Source organism: Aquincola sp. J276, assembly GCF_024700035.1.
Taxonomy (GTDB): domain Bacteria; phylum Pseudomonadota; class Gammaproteobacteria; order Burkholderiales; family Burkholderiaceae_C; genus Aquincola; species Aquincola tertiaricarbonis.
Map to the genome: position 1 here is coordinate 103,976 of NZ_JAJONC010000002.1, position 13,645 is coordinate 117,620.

The following is a 13,645-nucleotide window of genomic DNA, read 5'->3' on the forward strand; positions in this document are numbered from 1 at the left end:
GATGCTCAGCTCTCCGACCCTTGCCGTGCCCGGCGCCGAGGCGGCCGCCGCGGCCGCGCCCGGCCTGCGCGCGGGCTACGGCGTGTCGCTGGCCGACATGGGCGCCTTCGCCCAGGCCATGGAACGCGCCGGCCAGGCGGGCGGCGCCGCCACGGTGCAGCCCTCGGCGGCCACGCAGGCGCCGGGCCGCGGCATGCAGGCGCTGTTCCGGCCGCTGGAAGCCATCAACACCCAGGCCGCCGGCCTGCAGCAGGCGGCCAGCGCCGCGGTGGCCGGCGGCCAGCCGATGAGCCCCGGGCAGATGGTGCAGCTCACCGTGCGCTGCCAGGAGTTCATGTTCCATTGCCAGCTGATGTCGAACGCGGCCAACCGCACCTCCGACGGGCTGCAGCAACTGTTCCGCCAGCAGGCATGAACGCGGCCCGATCCTCCCTGTGCTGCCGTGCCGCCGCGCTGGCGCTGGCCGGCCTGCTGCTGGCCGGCTGCGGCGAGCAGGAGCTGTACGGCGGCCTGTCCGAACGGCAGGCCAACGAGATGGTGGCGGTGCTGCGCCAGCAGGGCATCGAGGCCGACAAGTCAGGCAAGGAAGCGGGCAGCTTCAGCGTCACCGCGCCGAAGGACAGCTTCACCCGCGCCATCGCGCTGCTGGGTGCCCACGGCTACCCGCGCGACGGCTTCGAGAGCCTGGGCCAGGTGTTCAAGAAGGAGGGCTTCGTGTCCTCCCCGCTCGAGGAGCGGGCGCGGCTGAACTATGCGCTGTCGCAGGAGATCGCCAACACCCTCAACAGCATCGACGGCGTGGTGGTGGCGCGGGTGCACCTGGCGGTGCCCGACAAGGACCCGCTGGCCGACAAGCCGCCGCCGGCCTCGGCCTCGGTGTTCATCAAGCACCGGCCGCAGGTGGACATGAGCGGGCGGCTGGGCCAGATCAAGGCGCTGGTGGTGAATTCGATCGAGGGCCTGCCGTACGACAACGTCACCGTCGCGCTGTTCCCGGCCGAGCCGGCGCCGGTGCGGCCGGTGGCCGCGGCCGGCCTGGCCGGCTGGCTCGACCTCGGGCGGCTGCTCGGGCTGCTGGGCGGCCTGGCGCTGCTGGCGGGCGCCGGCGCCTGGGCCTGGCTGCGTCGCCGGCAGCGGCTGGCCGTGCCCGCGGCGGTGCTGCCCGCGGCCCCGGTGGCGCCCGCCGCCGGCGCCATCACGCCGGCCGGCGCCTCGGCCGGCAGCCTGCGGAGGGCAGCTTGATGCAGGCGGTCGACCGGGCCGGCGCCCGGCCCGTGCAGGCGGAACCCCACGGCGGCCTTCCCGCGGCCGTGCGCCGCCAGGCCCGTGCCGCCGCGGCCCTGGCGCTGGCCGGCACGCCGCGGCGGGCGCAGCTGGGCTGGGACGACCTGGCCGCCTGGCCGGCCTGGGCCGGCTGGCCCGCCGACCGGCGCGACCGGCTGCTGTCGGCCGCGGGCGCCTGGTACCTGGCACCCGTGCTGCGCCAGTGCATCGACGGCCGTGTGCTGCAAGCCCTGGCCGGCATGCTCGGCCAGGCCGAGGCCGATCGGCTGCTGCAGTCCGACGGGAGCGGGGAGCCGGACGGCCCATGGCCGGACCTGTCGCCCGCCATGTTGGCCGACCGGCTGGCACACACCGGCCGCGAGGTGCTGCTGGCGGCCGTCGCATCGCCCGCCCTGCGGCTGGTGCTGCGCGAAGTGTTCTGGCCTGACACGCGGGCCCCGCTGCCGGCGCTGGACACGGCCGCCGCCGCCGCTGCGCTGGAGGCAGCGGCCCGCGCGGAGGCCCGCCCATGACACCCGCCTTCATCGCGGTGCACCGCAGCCAGCTCGGCAGCCTGGCGGTGGGTCGGCCCTGGCTGTCCGCCGACGAGCTCACCGCCTGCGGCAGCGCAGCGGCGCTGCTGGCGCGGCTGCAGGCACTGGTGCTGGCACGGGAGGCCGACCTGGCGCAGGCGCGCGAGGCCGCCCGCCAGGCCGGGCAGGCCGAAGGCCTGGCCGAGGCGCTGCACCGTGCCGGCCCGGCGCTGGCGCAGTCGTGGCGACAGGCCGCCGACGACGCGGCGCTGCAGGCAGAGGAATTGCGCGAAGCCGCCATCGCGCTGGCGTTGCAGATCGTGGAGCGCATCGCGGCCGAGCTGGCGCCGGCCGACGTGGTGGCGGCGCTGGTGCGCCGCGCCGCGGAATCCCTGGCGCCGGGTCAGCCGGCGGTGCTGCGGCTGCATCCGGAAGTGGCGGCCGCCCTGCAGCACCTGCCCGAGGTGGCCGCCGGCGGCCCGCTGCAGTTGCGCGCCGATCCTGCGCTGGCGCTGCTGGACTGCGTGTTCGACACGCCGGCCGGCCAGCTGATCGCCGGCCTGCCGGCGCAACTGCGCCGCGTGGGCGACCGGCTGCAGGCCGCCGCGGCGGCGGAGCAGGTGCGATGAACACGCTGCTCACGCCCGCCGTGCGCCAGGCGCTGCAGCACGGCCGCACGCTGGGCGAGCGCGGCCGGGTGGTGCAGGCTTTCGGCACCACGCTGCGCGTCAGCGGGCTGCAGGCGCGCATCGGGCAGCAGTGCCTGGTGTGGGACGCCCGCGGCGCCCGGCTGCCGGCCGAGGTGGTGGGGCTGTCGCACGGCGAAGCCATCCTGGTGCCGCTGGGCGGGTTGGCCGACGTGGCCGCCGATGCCTGGGTGGAGGTGGTGTCGGAAGCCCCGGCAGTGCCCTGCGGCACCAGCCTGCTGGGCCGCGTGCTCGATGCCTTCGGCCAGCCGCTGGACGGCCGGCCGCTGCCGCCGGACGGCCTGGCCTGGCGGCCGGTGCAGCAGCCGGCGCCCAATCCGCTGTCGCGCCTGCCGGTGCAGCAGGTGTTCGCCACCGGCGTCAAGGCCATCGATGCCGCGCTGTCGATCGGCGAGGGCCAGCGCGTGGGCGTGTTCGCCACCGCGGGCGGCGGCAAGAGCACGCTGCTGGGCATGCTGGCGCGGCAGGCCGAGAGCGACGTCAACGTGGTGGGCCTGGTCGGCGAGCGTGGGCGCGAGGTGCGCGAGTTCCTCGACGACAGCCTGGGCGCGGCCGGGCTGGCGCGCTCGGTGGTGGTGGTGGCCACCTCGGAACGGCCCGCGATGGAGCGGCTGCGCGCGGCGCAGGCCGCCACCGCCATCGCCGAGGGCTTCCGCGCCCAGGGCGCGCGGGTGATGCTGCTGGTGGACTCGGTCACCCGCTATGCCCGCGCGCTGCGCGAGATCGGCCTGTCGGTGGGCGAGCCACCGGTGCGCCGCGGCTTCCCGCCTTCGGTGTTCGCCGAACTGCCGCGGCTGTTCGAGCGGGCGGGCAACGATGCCCACGGCTCGATGACCGCCTTCTACACCGTGCTGGCCGAGGACGAGGACGGCAGCGACCCGGTGGCCGAGGAAGTGCGGTCCATCCTCGACGGCCACATCGTGCTGTCGCGCGAGCTGGCGCAGGCCGGCCACTATCCCGCCATCGACGTGCCGGCCAGTGCCAGCCGGGTGTTCCACCGCGTGGTGGCGCCGGCGCACCGGGCGGCCGCATTGCGGCTGCGGGCGCTGATGGCCAAGCATGCCGAGATCCGCCTGCTGCTGCAGGTCGGCGAGTACCAGCGCGGTGCCGATGCGCTGGCCGACGAGGCCATCGCCCGCTGGCCCGCCATCCAGGCCCTGCTGCGCCAGCAGCCCGACGAGTCCAGCGGCTGGCACGACACCTGGCAGCAGCTGCAGGAGGCGGTGCAATGACACCCGCGGCCCGTCAACGGTCCGACCTGGCCCAGCTGCAGCGCGTGCGCGCGCTGCGCGAGGAGGCGGCGCGCCGGCTGTGCGAGGTGCAGCGGCTGGCCTGCGACGCGGCGCGCGTGGCCATCGGCCGGCGCCAGCAGGCCATCCACGCGCTGCGGCGCGACATCGCCGCGCTGGCGCGCCACCAGGCCGGCGAGGGCGCGGCCCAGGCGCCGCAGCTCGGCCGCATCGCCGCCGCGCACCGGGAGATGCTGGACGACCGGCTGGAGCGGGCCGAATACGGCCTGATTGACGACGAGGAGGCGCTGGAGGCCGCCGAGGCGCGCCTGGCCGAGGCCCAGGCCGCGCTGCGCCGCTGCCGCACGCAGACGCAGGCGTTGGACGACCTGCAGGACCAGCTCCGCCGCGACGACGCCCGGCTGCGCGCCCGGCGGCTGGAACGCGAGGCCGAACCGGTGCGCCGGCACCCGGTCAGCGGGAGCTGGGTATGAAGCCGGTGGCCGACCGCATCCTGCCGGCGCAGCGTCCGTCGCAGGCCGACGAGGCGCCGCGCTCGCAGCCGCAGCAGCAGCAGCAGCGCTTCGACCGGGCGCTGCAGCGCGCCGCCCAGCGCGTGCTGGGCGAGGTGGAGGACGACGCCGCAGCGGGCGAGGGCGCCAGTGCCTTACCGGGACCGGCCGCGCCGTGGCCAACGGCGGTGCCGGCGCCGCGGCCCTTGCCGCCATCGGACGTCCGCATCGACGAGCCCGCCGCGCCAGCGGTGGAGGCGGGTGCCTGGCAGGCGCCGGCCTGGCCCGCTGCGCCTGCCCTGCGCAACGCCGTGATCCTTGCCGCGCCGGTGGCATCGCCGCCGGCGCTGCCGCCCACGGCCACGGTGCAGGCGCTGCAGCGATCGGCCCTGGCGGCCGGCGCGCCCACCGGCCACTGGCAGCTGCTGCTGCCCGGGCAGGCCCTGCCGCTGCGCGCCGTCGCGCTGCAGCAGCAGCCGGGCGGCGCGCCCGTGCTGCAGCTGCATCCGACGCCCGGTGCGGCCGCGCCCGGCGGCAGCGCCGCGCTCGACCGGCTGCGCAGCCGGCTCTCGCGCCACGCGCTGCGCATGGAGTTCGGCAGCGCAACCAACCCTGCACCACGAGACGACGACTTCCTGCCATGAGCCCCGACACCGCTTCCTCCCCCTACACCCCTGCCCGCGCCACGGCGCTGGCCGAGCGGCTGGCCGCCACCTTTGGCGAGCTGCTGATGGGCGGCCCCGCCGACGCTGCCGACGACGTGGCCCCGCTGACGGTGATGCCGGCCGCGCAGGCCACTGCGCCGCAGCAGCTGGCTGCCGCCCATCCCGGCGGCCTGGCCGCGCGCAAGGAGGCGCTGGCGCTCTACCGCCGCTGCCTGGCGCACTACCGGCAGCGCATGCAGGCCGGCCAGCCCGAGGACGACGTGGGCGCGGCGGCCGCCTATTTCGTGCTGGCCTGCGTCGCGGCGCTGCAGCAGATCGACGTCAGCCCGGCGCAGCTCGCGCTGGTCGAGCGCCAGATGCGGCGCCTGCTCGGCCAGCACCCGGCGTGGCGCCAGGCCGACGCGGCCGAGCGGCAGGCGCTGTTCGAGCAGTTCGCGGTGCTGGGCGTGCTGGTGGGTGAAAGCCAGCACGAGGCGCGGCGCCAGGGGCCGGCCGCCCGCGCCAATGTGCAGCGTGCCGCCCGCGGCTACCTGCGCCAGCTGCTCGGCCTGCAGCCCGACCATCTCCAGCTCGGCGACCACGGCCTGGTGCTGCGCCTGCCGGTGCAGCCGCTGGCCGACGCATTGAAGGACGCGGGCGCCGCATGAATCCGTTGACGCCGGTGTCGGGCGGGGAGGCGGGCGGTGCCGGCCTGGCCGCGCTGTGGCAGCAGGTGGCCGCGGCCACGGCGCAGCCGATGGCCGGCGGCGAGTCGGGGCAGGGCCTGTCGCTGCCCACGGGTGCCGCGGCTGCGGCAGGTCCGGCGGCGCCCGCCGTGCCGGCTGCCACCGCGTCGCCGGCGGCCGACGCCACCGCGACCGCGGCGGTGCTGGCCGCGCCGTCACCGGCCGTGTCGCTGCGCGACCGGCTGTCGCCCGCGCCCCATGCCAGCGCAGCCGCCCTGCCGCGCGCCGAGGCACACGACGGCCCGAACGTCGGCGCCCAGGCACAGGCGCCGCTGGCTGCGCCGTCCAGCGCCGCCTCGGCACCGGTACCCGCCACGGCCGCGCCCTTGCAGGCGCCGGTGGTGGTGTCGACCCTGTTCACCCTGCCGCCGGACCTGCCGCGCCGCCAGCCGCTGCCGCAGGACGAAGCCGCGGCACCACGCCGCCGCGGCGGCCACCGACCGCCCACCGACCCGGCCGACGACGGCCCGGCGGACGAGGGCGACAACCCCCGGGCCCCGAAGGCATTGGTGCCACCGCCCGACCCGGACGATGGCTTCCCGCAGGGCGATGCGGTCGGCGACATGCCGGCGTCCGGCGGCGTGCCGACGTTGGCCGCCTGCCGCGCACTGCTCGCCCGCGCCGGCCGCGAGGAAGCGGTGCGGGAACTGGCGCTGCAGCGTTATGTCCTGCTCGTGTGCGCGCCGCCTGCCGCAGGCCCGGCGGAAGCGGTCGACCTGGCCGCCTGGCTGATCGGCGGCCCGCGCAACGGCGTCGCCACCTTCCCGGCCCGCTGGTGGCCGCCGGCCGGCCTGGGCCTGCCCGCGCAGTGGCGCCTGCACCGGCAGGACGGTGCCGCCGAGGGCCTGCGCAGCCGCAGCGCCGCGCCCGGCGGCGCCGCCACGCCCGCCGCCGGCTGTCGCCTGCTGCTGGGCACCTGGCCTCGCCTGGCCGACCCAGGCTGCGCGCTGCTGGGCCTGTCGCAGCCCCGGCGCTTCGGCCGCAGCCTGGGGGCGCAGTGGAGCCTGCTGCTGGTGGTGCTGCCCACGGACCTGGCCGCATGACCGAGGCCGACCGCAGCCCCGTCCGCGCCGCGCAGCGGCCTGCGCGCAGCCGCGCCGCCGCGCTGGAGCAGATCCGCCGCCGCGAGCATGACTCGATGCGGCTGGCCCTGGATGCCTTCGACTGCGGCCTGGCGCTGGTGGACCTGACCCACCGCCGCCTTCAGTGGTGCAGCCCGGCCTTCAGCACCCACTGCTGCGTGCAGGCCGACGATGCGCTGGCGGCACTGGAGCCGCGGCTGCCGGGCGTCACCGCGGCGCTGGTGCGGCTGGTGCGCGGTGCGCAGGCGCGCCTGGCGTGGCCGGCCGCGCTGGCCGGCGGGCTGCAGGCACAGGCCACGCTGGTGCGGCCCGGCCTGGCCGCCCTGCGGCTGATGGCGCCGGAGGAGCCCGGCGCGCCGGCCGCCGGGGCGGGCGAAGCGGTCCAGGCGCCCGTCGCCGCGCCCACCCATCGCGCCACCCCGTCGGCCGAGGACGAGCAGGCCGAGGCCGCACGCCGCCATCTGGAGGACCGCGAAAGGCTGCTCTTCACCTCGCGCGCGCTGTCGGTGGGCGAGATGGCCTCCACGCTGGCGCATGAACTCAACCAGCCGATCGGCACCGTGGCCAATGTGCTGCGCGGGCTGCGCATGCGGCTGCAGCGGCCCGCCCCGGCCGATGGCGGCGACCTGCTGGCCGGCCTGCAGCTGGCGCTGGACCAGGCCTTGTTCGCCTCGCGCATCATCGCCCGCATCCGCGAATACACGCAGGCGCGTGGCCCGCGGCTGCAGCGGCTGGAGCTGGGCACGGTGCTGCGCGAATCGCTGTCGCTGCTGGACTGGGAAGTGCGGCGCGACGGTATCGACGTGCAGCTCGACCTGGTGCCGCAGCCCTGCCCGGTGCAGGGCGACGAGGTGATGCTGCAGCAACTCTTCGTCAACCTGATGCGCAATGCCATCGAGGCGATGCGCGACAACCCGCCCGATGCCGCCGGCCGCGTGCAGCGCCGGCTGCTGCTGCGCCTGCGCATCGAGCGCGGCGGCCGCGAAGCCGTGCTGCGCCTGCGCGACAACGGCTGCGGCCTGCCCAGCGACGACGCGGCGCAGCTCTTCGTGCCCTTCCAGTCCAGCAAGCCGAACGGCATGGGCATCGGGCTGAACATCTGCCGCTCCTTCGCGGAGCTGCACCAGGGCCGGCTGTGGTTCAGCCGCAATGAATCGCCCGACGGCGCGCCCGAGCGCGGCTGCAGCTTCCATGTGGCGCTGCCGCTGCTGGCGCCTGCCGCCGCGGGCGACCCTCCGAGTCTTCTTTCACCATGGAGCACGACATGACCGCCACCGCGACCGACGGCGCCGCCGCGCGCACCATCTTCATCGTCGACGACAACGCCGACTTCCGCAGCTCGGCCCACTGGTGGCTGGCCGGCGCCGGCTACGAGGTGCAGGACTACGCCGACCCGCAGGAGGCCCTGCAGGCCCTGTGCAGCGCACGGCCGGCCGGCGCCGCCTGCGTGCTGCTGGACGTGCGCATGCCCGGCATGAGCGGCCTCGACCTGCACGACCGGCTGCGCGCCCAGGGCGTGCACTGGCCGGTGGTCTACATGACCGGCCACGGCGACGTGCCGCTGGCGGTGCAGGCGATGCAGCGCGGCGCGGTGAGCTTCCTCGAGAAGCCGTTCGCCGATCAGGCGCTGGAGGAGGCGCTGGACCGCGCCTTCGACGCCAGCGCCGTGCCGGCGGCCGCGCTGCGGCCCGTGGCCGCCGCGCCCGCAGCCGACGCCTCCTCATCCGCGCCCGTGGCCGACTCCCCGGCGCAGCAGGCCTGGCAGCAGCGCCTGGCCCGGCTCACGCCGCGTGAACGCGAGCTGCTGGGCTGGGTGGTGGAAGGCCGCCTGAACAAGGTCATCGCCGACCGCATGGGCATCAGCATCAAGACGGTGGAGCTGCACCGCAAGCGGGTGATGGAGAAGCTGCAGGCGCAGTCGGTCACGCACCTGATCACCATGGTGGTCAGCGGCCGCGTCGCATGACGGTCGAGGTGGCGTACTGGCGATATGGCTGTGCACTGGGCGCGGGCCGCCTGCTGATCGAACTGCCGGCCTCCGCAGCCGCGCCGCAGCCACCCGATGCGGTGGCCCTGGCGCAGGCGCTGGCGTCCTGCGAGCCGCTGCTGGGTGCGCTGGAGGCCTGGTGCGGCACCGGGCTCGATCCGCAGCCGCTGGCCCTGGACGAAGCTGCGCCGGCCGCCCCGCAGGCGCCGGCCGTCACCGTGCACGCCGGTGACCTGGTGGACACGCCGTCCGGCCTGCGGCTGCAGCTGCCGCTGGCCTGGCTGGCCGAGCAGGCGCCGCCACCGCCGGGGTTGCTTCGCTGGCCGGTGCTGGCGCTGCAGGTGGAAGTGGCGGCCTATGCGCAGGATGCGCTGCCGCCGCCAGCCTGCGGCGGTGTCGACGGCGGCGGGGCGCTGCTGCTGCCGGGCGCCTTCGAACCGCGCTGGTCCTTGCGCCTGCTGTGGGCCGCGCACGGCCTGGCCTGGTCCGGGAGCTGGGGCGGGCCGGGCAGTGCCATCAGCGTGTCGCCGGCCGCGCCGCAGCCGCTGCCGGGCGTGGACGAGGAGGGCGCCGCGGGCTGGCGCGTGCTGCTCGACGAGCCCTGGCGCCTGCCGCTGCCAGCGCTGCTGGGCTGGCCGGCGGAGGAGGGCCAGGCGTCCATGCCGCCGCAGCCCCGCGGGGCCGATGGCCAGGCCCGCCTGCTCGGGCCGGGCGTCGATCGCGTGGGCCGCATCGTGCCGGTGCTGCAGGGCGCGGCGCTGCTGCTGCCGGCGGACGGGAGCAGTGCATGGACCTGACCCAGTTCTCGCCCTCTTCGGCGCTGGTCACGGTCATCGTGCTGGCGCTGGCACCCTTCGTCGCGGTGATGGTCACCTCGTTCACCAAGATCATCGTGGTGCTCAGCCTGCTGCGCAACGCGCTGGGCCTGCAGCAGGTGCCGCCCAACGTGGTGCTCAACGGCATCGCCATCGTGCTCAGCCTGTACGTGATGTACCCGGTCGGCCAGCAGATGGGCGAGCGGGTGGGCAGCGTGCAGGGCCTGGGCAGCAGCACCGAATCGCTGATGGCCGCGGCCGACCGCGCGAAGGAGCCGCTGCGCGAATTCCTCATCAAGCACTCGCATCCGCGCGAGCGGGCCTTCTTCCACCGCACCGCGCAGAAGTCGCTCAGCGCCGACCGCGCCGCCCAGGTCACCGAGCGCGACTTCATCGTGGTGCTGCCCGCCTTCACCGTGAGCGAGCTGTCCACCGCCTTCCAGATCGGCTTCCTGATCTTCCTGCCCTTCCTGGTGATCGACCTGGTGATCAGCAACATCCTGATGTCCATGGGCATGCAGATGCTCACCCCCACCACCGTGTCGCTGCCCTTCAAGCTGCTGCTGTTCGTGCTGGTGGACGGCTGGATCAAGCTGGTGCACGGGCTGGTGCTGTCCTACGCATGACCGAAAGGAGCCGCCACCGATGATGCAGACCGAAGCCCTGCAGCTCACCTACCAGGCACTGTGGCTGGTGCTGCTGCTGTCCGCCCCGCCGGTGATCGTGGCCGCGCTGGTCGGGCTGCTGATCGCCTTCCTGCAGGCGGCCACGCAGATCCAGGAGCAGACCTTCCAGTACGCGGCCAAGTTCTTCGCCATCGTGGTGACGATCTTCCTCACCGCCTCGCTGCTGGGCGGCACGCTGCTGCAGTACACCGACACGGTGATGAGCGGCTTCGCCGGCATGGTCAGGCGCTGAGCGCATGGGCCCGTTCGAAGCCATCGGCCCGCTGGGCGATGCGGCGCTGCTGGTGGGCCTGGCCAGCACCCGCATCGCGGTGGCCTTCCTGCTGCTGCCGGTGCTGGCGCCCGACACGGTGCCGGCGCTGGTGCGCAATGCCATCTTCCTGTCGCTGGGCACGCTGACGCTGGCGCTGCAGCCCACGGTGGCGCTGGGCAGCTTCGGCGCCTGGCAGTGGCTGCTGCTGTTCGGGCGTGAGGCGGTGCTGGGCCTGGCGCTGGGCTTTGGCCTGGCGGCCTTTCTGTGGGCCTTCGAGGCCGCGGGCCAGATCGTCGACACCAAGGTGGCGGTGGGCAATGGCCAGCTGATGGACCCGATGTCGGGCCAGCAGGTGTCGGTCACCGGCGCGCTGCTGGGCCGGCTGGCCGGCTTCCTATTCATGTTCGGCGGCGGCTTCATGCTGTTCATCGGCGTGCTGCTGGAGAGCTTCCGCGCCTGGCCCCTGGCCCAGCCCGGGCTGGTGCCGCGGCTGCAGGGGCTGTCGGTGTTCGAGGGCTACCTGCATGAGCTGATGGCGCTGGCCTTCCTGCTGGCCGCGCCGGCGCTGGTGGTGATGTTCGCGGTGGACCTGGCGCTGGGGCTGGTCAACCGCTTCGCGCCGCAGCTCAACGTCATCGCGCTGTCGATGTCGCTGAAGGCGCTGGCCGCCACCGCCATCTGGCTGCTGCTGCTGGGCACGCTGGTGCAGGGCTTCGCCGATGAACTCGCCCGGCGCATCGCCGCCGTGCTGCCCACGCTGGCGCGGCTGTTCGTCACGCCCTGACCGGCGCCGACCGGCCGTGCGGCCGACCCCAGCTCGGGTGCGCCCCGGCATGCGCCGCGGCCGGCCGCATGCTCAAGTGCGGGCTTCCAAGAACACCTTCAGGAGCCTCGCCATGAACCTGTCTTCCGCCGGCGCCCAAGCGGCCGCATCGGCCGCCTACCGTGCCGCCGATGCCGGCAATCCCACCCACGCCGCCACCACGATGGTGGGCGGCAAGGTGCAGTTCGAGAACGACCGCTACCGCATCACGATGGACGACAACAACCAGGTGCACATCGCCAACAAGGCCACCGGCGAGGATTACCGCATCTGGGGCGACCCGCATGTGGAGATCGACGGCCGGCATGCCTTCGACTTCTGGGGCACCACCACCTTCGCGCTGGACGACGGCACCAAGGTGACGATCGAGACCACGCCCTGGCAGGGCAGTGCCGAGGCCACGGTGTCGTCCAAGGTCACCATCACCAACGACGACTACGCGGTGCATGTCAGCGGCATCGACAGCAACACCCGCGGCGACCTGAAGTTCGAGGAAGCCACCGGCTGGGGCCGCCTGGCCGACCTGGCGGTGGACGACGGCAACGTGCTGCACGAGAACCGCTTCGGCAGCGGCTTCCTGGCGCTGGACGGGTCCGGGCAGGTCCGCCGCGTCGACCAGCAGTACATCCACGAGACCGACCTGAAGAAGGGCGGCGCGCTGCAGGCGCAGTACGCCGAAGCCTTCCGGCAGATGGGCGGCCTGATGTCCATCCTCTTCCTTGGCGCGCTGGCGGGCGGCATGGAAGGGCAGGCCGAGGCCCGCTCGCGCCAGGGCTTCGTGCTCACGCACCGGCCGGAGACCACCGGCTGGTTCCGCGCCCATGCCGATTGACCGTCGCCCACCGCGCCGCGGCCACGCTGGGGTCCACCCCAGCTGGGGCACGCCCGGGCTGTGCGCCGCCGGGCCGGCTGCCTAAGCTGGTCCGCCAGTACCTGGTGACGACATGAGCCTGCACGCCCTTTCCACGCTTTCAACCGCCGCTCCGGCCGCAGCGGCCCGGCTGTCGGCCGGCCATGGGTCGGCGGCGGTGTCGGCCCCGACGATCGAGCAGTGGCTGCTGGCCGACGACGGCGTGGGCGGCCTGCTGCTGCAGGCCGGACCGCGGTCGGCGCGGCTGTCGATCGACGCGATGGAGCGGCAGTTTGCCGCGGCCCTGCTGCCCACCGGCACCGAGGCGGGCCGCTGATGCATGGCGCCGAGCCGCTGGTGCTGCGCCCCGCGCCCGACTGGGCCGGCGCGGCCCAGCTGCTGATCGACGGCTGCGCGCATGCCGAAGGCGCGTCGGACCGGGTGGAGCTGCTGGAACGCCTGTGCGATGCCCTGGGCCAGCAGCTCTATCCCGCCTTCCTCAAGGTGCTGTGTGTGGTGGCCGAACATGGCAGCGGCGCGGCGCAGGCCGCGGTGGCGCAGGCCCTGGTGGACGCCTTGGCGCAGGGCCGACTGCCTAGCGGCCGCCGGCCGGCGTGGGGTGCAGTGCCGGGCGCTCCAGGCGCGTTGCGGGGCGGCGGCGAGCCGCTGGGCCCCATCGAATACCTGTGTGCCTGGCAAGTGCAGGCCGATGGCCCGCCCTCGGCGCGGCAGGCCGCCTTCACCGCCTCGCTGGGCCGGCTGCTGGGGCTGCTGGCGCATGCCCCGCTGGCGCGCGAGGCCTACCGCGCGCGGCTGCGGATGGTGGCGCAGGACCCCATCAGCGGCGTGTTGTCGCGTGACACCCGCGCGGGGCTGCAGGCCCTGGCCGATGGCTGGCACGACGGCAGCGGGCCGGGCGCGGCCCAGGCGGTGCAGGCCTTCATGCAGTCCGTCGACGGTCGGCGACCGCCGCCTGCGGGCGGCCTGCTGCTGCGCTCAGCGTGAGCGCAGGCTGCGGCCGGGCTCGTGGGTGTGCTCCAGCCGCAGCAGCGTCTGCGGGCGGCCGCGGAACAGGCCCTGGAAGGACGGGCCGACGCGCCGGAAACCCCGGCCGCGGTAGAACGCCAGGGCCGCCGGCCAGGCCTCCGGCAGCTCCACGAACGAAGCCTGCAGCCGCCCGACCGCACATTCGAGCAGCGCCGTGCCCAGGCCCTGGTTGCGGTAGTCCGGCAACACGTCGAGCAGCACCACCTGTGCCTCGGCCAGCGCCACGAAGGCCACCGGCCGGCCGCGCGCGGTGTAGTAGGCCTGCACGCTGGACACCTCCAGCAGCTGCCGCCGCACGGCATGGGCGCAGCCGTACAGCGCCGCCATGCCGTGGCCGCTCAGCAGTTCGAACTCGCTCTTCTCCCAGACGTGCACCAGCTCGGCATGCTCGCTGGCCGGCACCGGCCGGATCGGAGACGCCAGGGTGTGTGTGACGGCGAACAACAGCAACTCCCTCAGTGAGAATGG

At 75.2% G+C, this 13,645-nt stretch carries 19 protein-coding genes; 18 read left to right on the forward strand and 1 reads right to left on the reverse strand.

Features of this window, described 5'->3' with window-relative positions; translation table 11 throughout:
- Window position 1: 1 nt before the first annotated feature.
- From LRS14_RS18320 to LRS14_RS18405, 18 genes are all read left to right on the forward strand, one after another.
- Window positions 2-415: a hypothetical protein gene (locus LRS14_RS18320; protein WP_046114738.1), complete on the forward strand. Its 414-nt coding sequence runs from the start codon at window positions 2-4 to the stop codon at window positions 413-415.
- Window positions 412-1,242: a type III secretion system inner membrane ring lipoprotein SctJ gene (sctJ, locus tag LRS14_RS18325; RefSeq protein WP_257800565.1), complete on the forward strand. Its 831-nt coding sequence runs from the start codon at window positions 412-414 to the stop codon at window positions 1,240-1,242. Before LRS14_RS18320 ends, sctJ begins: the two co-directional genes overlap by 4 nt.
- Window positions 1,242-1,796 carry a hypothetical protein gene (locus LRS14_RS18330; protein WP_257800566.1) on the forward strand — a complete coding sequence of 185 codons (555 nt, stop codon included), beginning with the start codon at window positions 1,242-1,244 and terminating at the stop codon, window positions 1,794-1,796. The genes sctJ and LRS14_RS18330 overlap by 1 nt, the downstream gene beginning before the upstream one ends.
- Window positions 1,793-2,425 carry a FliH/SctL family protein gene (locus LRS14_RS18335; RefSeq protein WP_046112119.1) on the forward strand — a complete coding sequence of 211 codons (633 nt, stop codon included), beginning with the start codon at window positions 1,793-1,795 and terminating at the stop codon, window positions 2,423-2,425. The genes LRS14_RS18330 and LRS14_RS18335 overlap by 4 nt, the downstream gene beginning before the upstream one ends.
- The gene (locus LRS14_RS18340) at window positions 2,422-3,735 is read left to right on the forward strand and encodes a FliI/YscN family ATPase (protein ID WP_257800567.1); all 1,314 of its coding nucleotides are present in this window, start codon (window positions 2,422-2,424) and stop codon (window positions 3,733-3,735) included. The genes LRS14_RS18335 and LRS14_RS18340 overlap by 4 nt, the downstream gene beginning before the upstream one ends.
- On the forward strand, window positions 3,732-4,226 hold the full coding sequence (locus tag LRS14_RS18345; RefSeq protein WP_257800568.1) for a hypothetical protein: 495 nt from the start codon (window positions 3,732-3,734) through the stop codon (window positions 4,224-4,226). Before LRS14_RS18340 ends, LRS14_RS18345 begins: the two co-directional genes overlap by 4 nt.
- On the forward strand, window positions 4,223-4,888 hold the full coding sequence (locus LRS14_RS18350; RefSeq protein ID WP_257800569.1) for a hypothetical protein: 666 nt from the start codon (window positions 4,223-4,225) through the stop codon (window positions 4,886-4,888). Before LRS14_RS18345 ends, LRS14_RS18350 begins: the two co-directional genes overlap by 4 nt.
- The gene (locus LRS14_RS18355) at window positions 4,885-5,556 is read left to right on the forward strand and encodes a DUF6683 family protein (RefSeq protein WP_257800570.1); all 672 of its coding nucleotides are present in this window, start codon (window positions 4,885-4,887) and stop codon (window positions 5,554-5,556) included. Before LRS14_RS18350 ends, LRS14_RS18355 begins: the two co-directional genes overlap by 4 nt.
- Complete coding sequence (locus LRS14_RS18360; protein ID WP_257800571.1) at window positions 5,553-6,677, forward strand: hypothetical protein; 1,125 nt, start codon at window positions 5,553-5,555, stop codon at window positions 6,675-6,677. The genes LRS14_RS18355 and LRS14_RS18360 overlap by 4 nt, the downstream gene beginning before the upstream one ends.
- Window positions 6,674-7,984 (forward strand): sensor histidine kinase, encoded by a 1,311-nt coding sequence (locus LRS14_RS18365; protein WP_257800572.1) that lies wholly within the window; start codon window positions 6,674-6,676, stop codon window positions 7,982-7,984. Before LRS14_RS18360 ends, LRS14_RS18365 begins: the two co-directional genes overlap by 4 nt.
- On the forward strand, window positions 7,981-8,682 hold the full coding sequence (locus LRS14_RS18370; RefSeq protein ID WP_257800573.1) for a response regulator transcription factor: 702 nt from the start codon (window positions 7,981-7,983) through the stop codon (window positions 8,680-8,682). The genes LRS14_RS18365 and LRS14_RS18370 overlap by 4 nt, the downstream gene beginning before the upstream one ends.
- An 8-nt stretch (window positions 8,683-8,690) precedes the next feature.
- Window positions 8,691-9,500 carry a hypothetical protein gene (locus LRS14_RS18375; protein WP_257800574.1) on the forward strand — a complete coding sequence of 270 codons (810 nt, stop codon included), beginning with the start codon at window positions 8,691-8,693 and terminating at the stop codon, window positions 9,498-9,500.
- A complete protein-coding gene (gene sctR, locus LRS14_RS18380) occupies window positions 9,497-10,144 on the forward strand; it encodes a type III secretion system export apparatus subunit SctR (protein WP_310733650.1) in 648 nt (215 codons plus the stop codon). Before LRS14_RS18375 ends, sctR begins: the two co-directional genes overlap by 4 nt.
- A gap of 19 nt (window positions 10,145-10,163) precedes the next feature.
- Window positions 10,164-10,436: a type III secretion system export apparatus subunit SctS gene (gene sctS, locus LRS14_RS18385; protein ID WP_046112110.1), complete on the forward strand. Its 273-nt coding sequence runs from the start codon at window positions 10,164-10,166 to the stop codon at window positions 10,434-10,436.
- Between the two features lie 4 nt (window positions 10,437-10,440).
- Window positions 10,441-11,241: a type III secretion system export apparatus subunit SctT gene (gene sctT, locus LRS14_RS18390; protein ID WP_257800576.1), complete on the forward strand. Its 801-nt coding sequence runs from the start codon at window positions 10,441-10,443 to the stop codon at window positions 11,239-11,241.
- 112 nt (window positions 11,242-11,353) lie between these two features.
- The gene (locus LRS14_RS18395; RefSeq protein ID WP_257800577.1) at window positions 11,354-12,112 is read left to right on the forward strand and encodes a DUF1521 domain-containing protein; all 759 of its coding nucleotides are present in this window, start codon (window positions 11,354-11,356) and stop codon (window positions 12,110-12,112) included.
- Window positions 12,113-12,224: 112 nt separating this feature from the next.
- Complete coding sequence (locus tag LRS14_RS18400) at window positions 12,225-12,467, forward strand: hypothetical protein (RefSeq protein WP_257800578.1); 243 nt, start codon at window positions 12,225-12,227, stop codon at window positions 12,465-12,467.
- The gene (locus LRS14_RS18405; RefSeq protein WP_257800580.1) at window positions 12,467-13,135 is read left to right on the forward strand and encodes a hypothetical protein; all 669 of its coding nucleotides are present in this window, start codon (window positions 12,467-12,469) and stop codon (window positions 13,133-13,135) included. Before LRS14_RS18400 ends, LRS14_RS18405 begins: the two co-directional genes overlap by 1 nt.
- On the opposite strand, the gene LRS14_RS18410 is transcribed toward LRS14_RS18405, so the two are convergent.
- Window positions 13,127-13,621 carry a GNAT family N-acetyltransferase gene (locus LRS14_RS18410; protein WP_157039474.1) on the reverse strand — a complete coding sequence of 165 codons (495 nt, stop codon included), beginning with the start codon at window positions 13,619-13,621 and terminating at the stop codon, window positions 13,127-13,129. The two genes, LRS14_RS18405 and LRS14_RS18410, sit on opposite strands and share 9 nt — an antisense overlap.
- Between the last annotated feature and the right edge of the window lie 24 nt (window positions 13,622-13,645).

What these genes read in the sequence shown, in the direction of transcription:
- LRS14_RS18320 (WP_046114738.1), top strand. Translation starts at nt 2, where the DNA reads ATGCTCAGCTCTCCGACCCTTGCCGTGCCCGGCGCCGAGGCGGCCGCC.
- sctJ (WP_257800565.1), top strand. Translation starts at nt 412, where the DNA reads ATGAACGCGGCCCGATCCTCCCTGTGCTGCCGTGCCGCCGCGCTGGCG.
- LRS14_RS18330 (WP_257800566.1), top strand. Translation starts at nt 1,242, where the DNA reads ATGCAGGCGGTCGACCGGGCCGGCGCCCGGCCCGTGCAGGCGGAACCC.
- LRS14_RS18335 (WP_046112119.1), top strand. Translation starts at nt 1,793, where the DNA reads ATGACACCCGCCTTCATCGCGGTGCACCGCAGCCAGCTCGGCAGCCTG.
- LRS14_RS18340 (WP_257800567.1), top strand. Translation starts at nt 2,422, where the DNA reads ATGAACACGCTGCTCACGCCCGCCGTGCGCCAGGCGCTGCAGCACGGC.
- LRS14_RS18345 (WP_257800568.1), top strand. Translation starts at nt 3,732, where the DNA reads ATGACACCCGCGGCCCGTCAACGGTCCGACCTGGCCCAGCTGCAGCGC.
- LRS14_RS18350 (WP_257800569.1), top strand. Translation starts at nt 4,223, where the DNA reads ATGAAGCCGGTGGCCGACCGCATCCTGCCGGCGCAGCGTCCGTCGCAG.
- LRS14_RS18355 (WP_257800570.1), top strand. Translation starts at nt 4,885, where the DNA reads ATGAGCCCCGACACCGCTTCCTCCCCCTACACCCCTGCCCGCGCCACG.
- LRS14_RS18360 (WP_257800571.1), top strand. Translation starts at nt 5,553, where the DNA reads ATGAATCCGTTGACGCCGGTGTCGGGCGGGGAGGCGGGCGGTGCCGGC.
- LRS14_RS18365 (WP_257800572.1), top strand. Translation starts at nt 6,674, where the DNA reads ATGACCGAGGCCGACCGCAGCCCCGTCCGCGCCGCGCAGCGGCCTGCG.
- LRS14_RS18370 (WP_257800573.1), top strand. Translation starts at nt 7,981, where the DNA reads ATGACCGCCACCGCGACCGACGGCGCCGCCGCGCGCACCATCTTCATC.
- sctS (WP_046112110.1), top strand. Translation starts at nt 10,164, where the DNA reads ATGATGCAGACCGAAGCCCTGCAGCTCACCTACCAGGCACTGTGGCTG.
- sctT (WP_257800576.1), top strand. Translation starts at nt 10,441, where the DNA reads ATGGGCCCGTTCGAAGCCATCGGCCCGCTGGGCGATGCGGCGCTGCTG.
- LRS14_RS18395 (WP_257800577.1), top strand. Translation starts at nt 11,354, where the DNA reads ATGAACCTGTCTTCCGCCGGCGCCCAAGCGGCCGCATCGGCCGCCTAC.
- LRS14_RS18400 (WP_257800578.1), top strand. Translation starts at nt 12,225, where the DNA reads ATGAGCCTGCACGCCCTTTCCACGCTTTCAACCGCCGCTCCGGCCGCA.
- LRS14_RS18405 (WP_257800580.1), top strand. Translation starts at nt 12,467, where the DNA reads ATGCATGGCGCCGAGCCGCTGGTGCTGCGCCCCGCGCCCGACTGGGCC.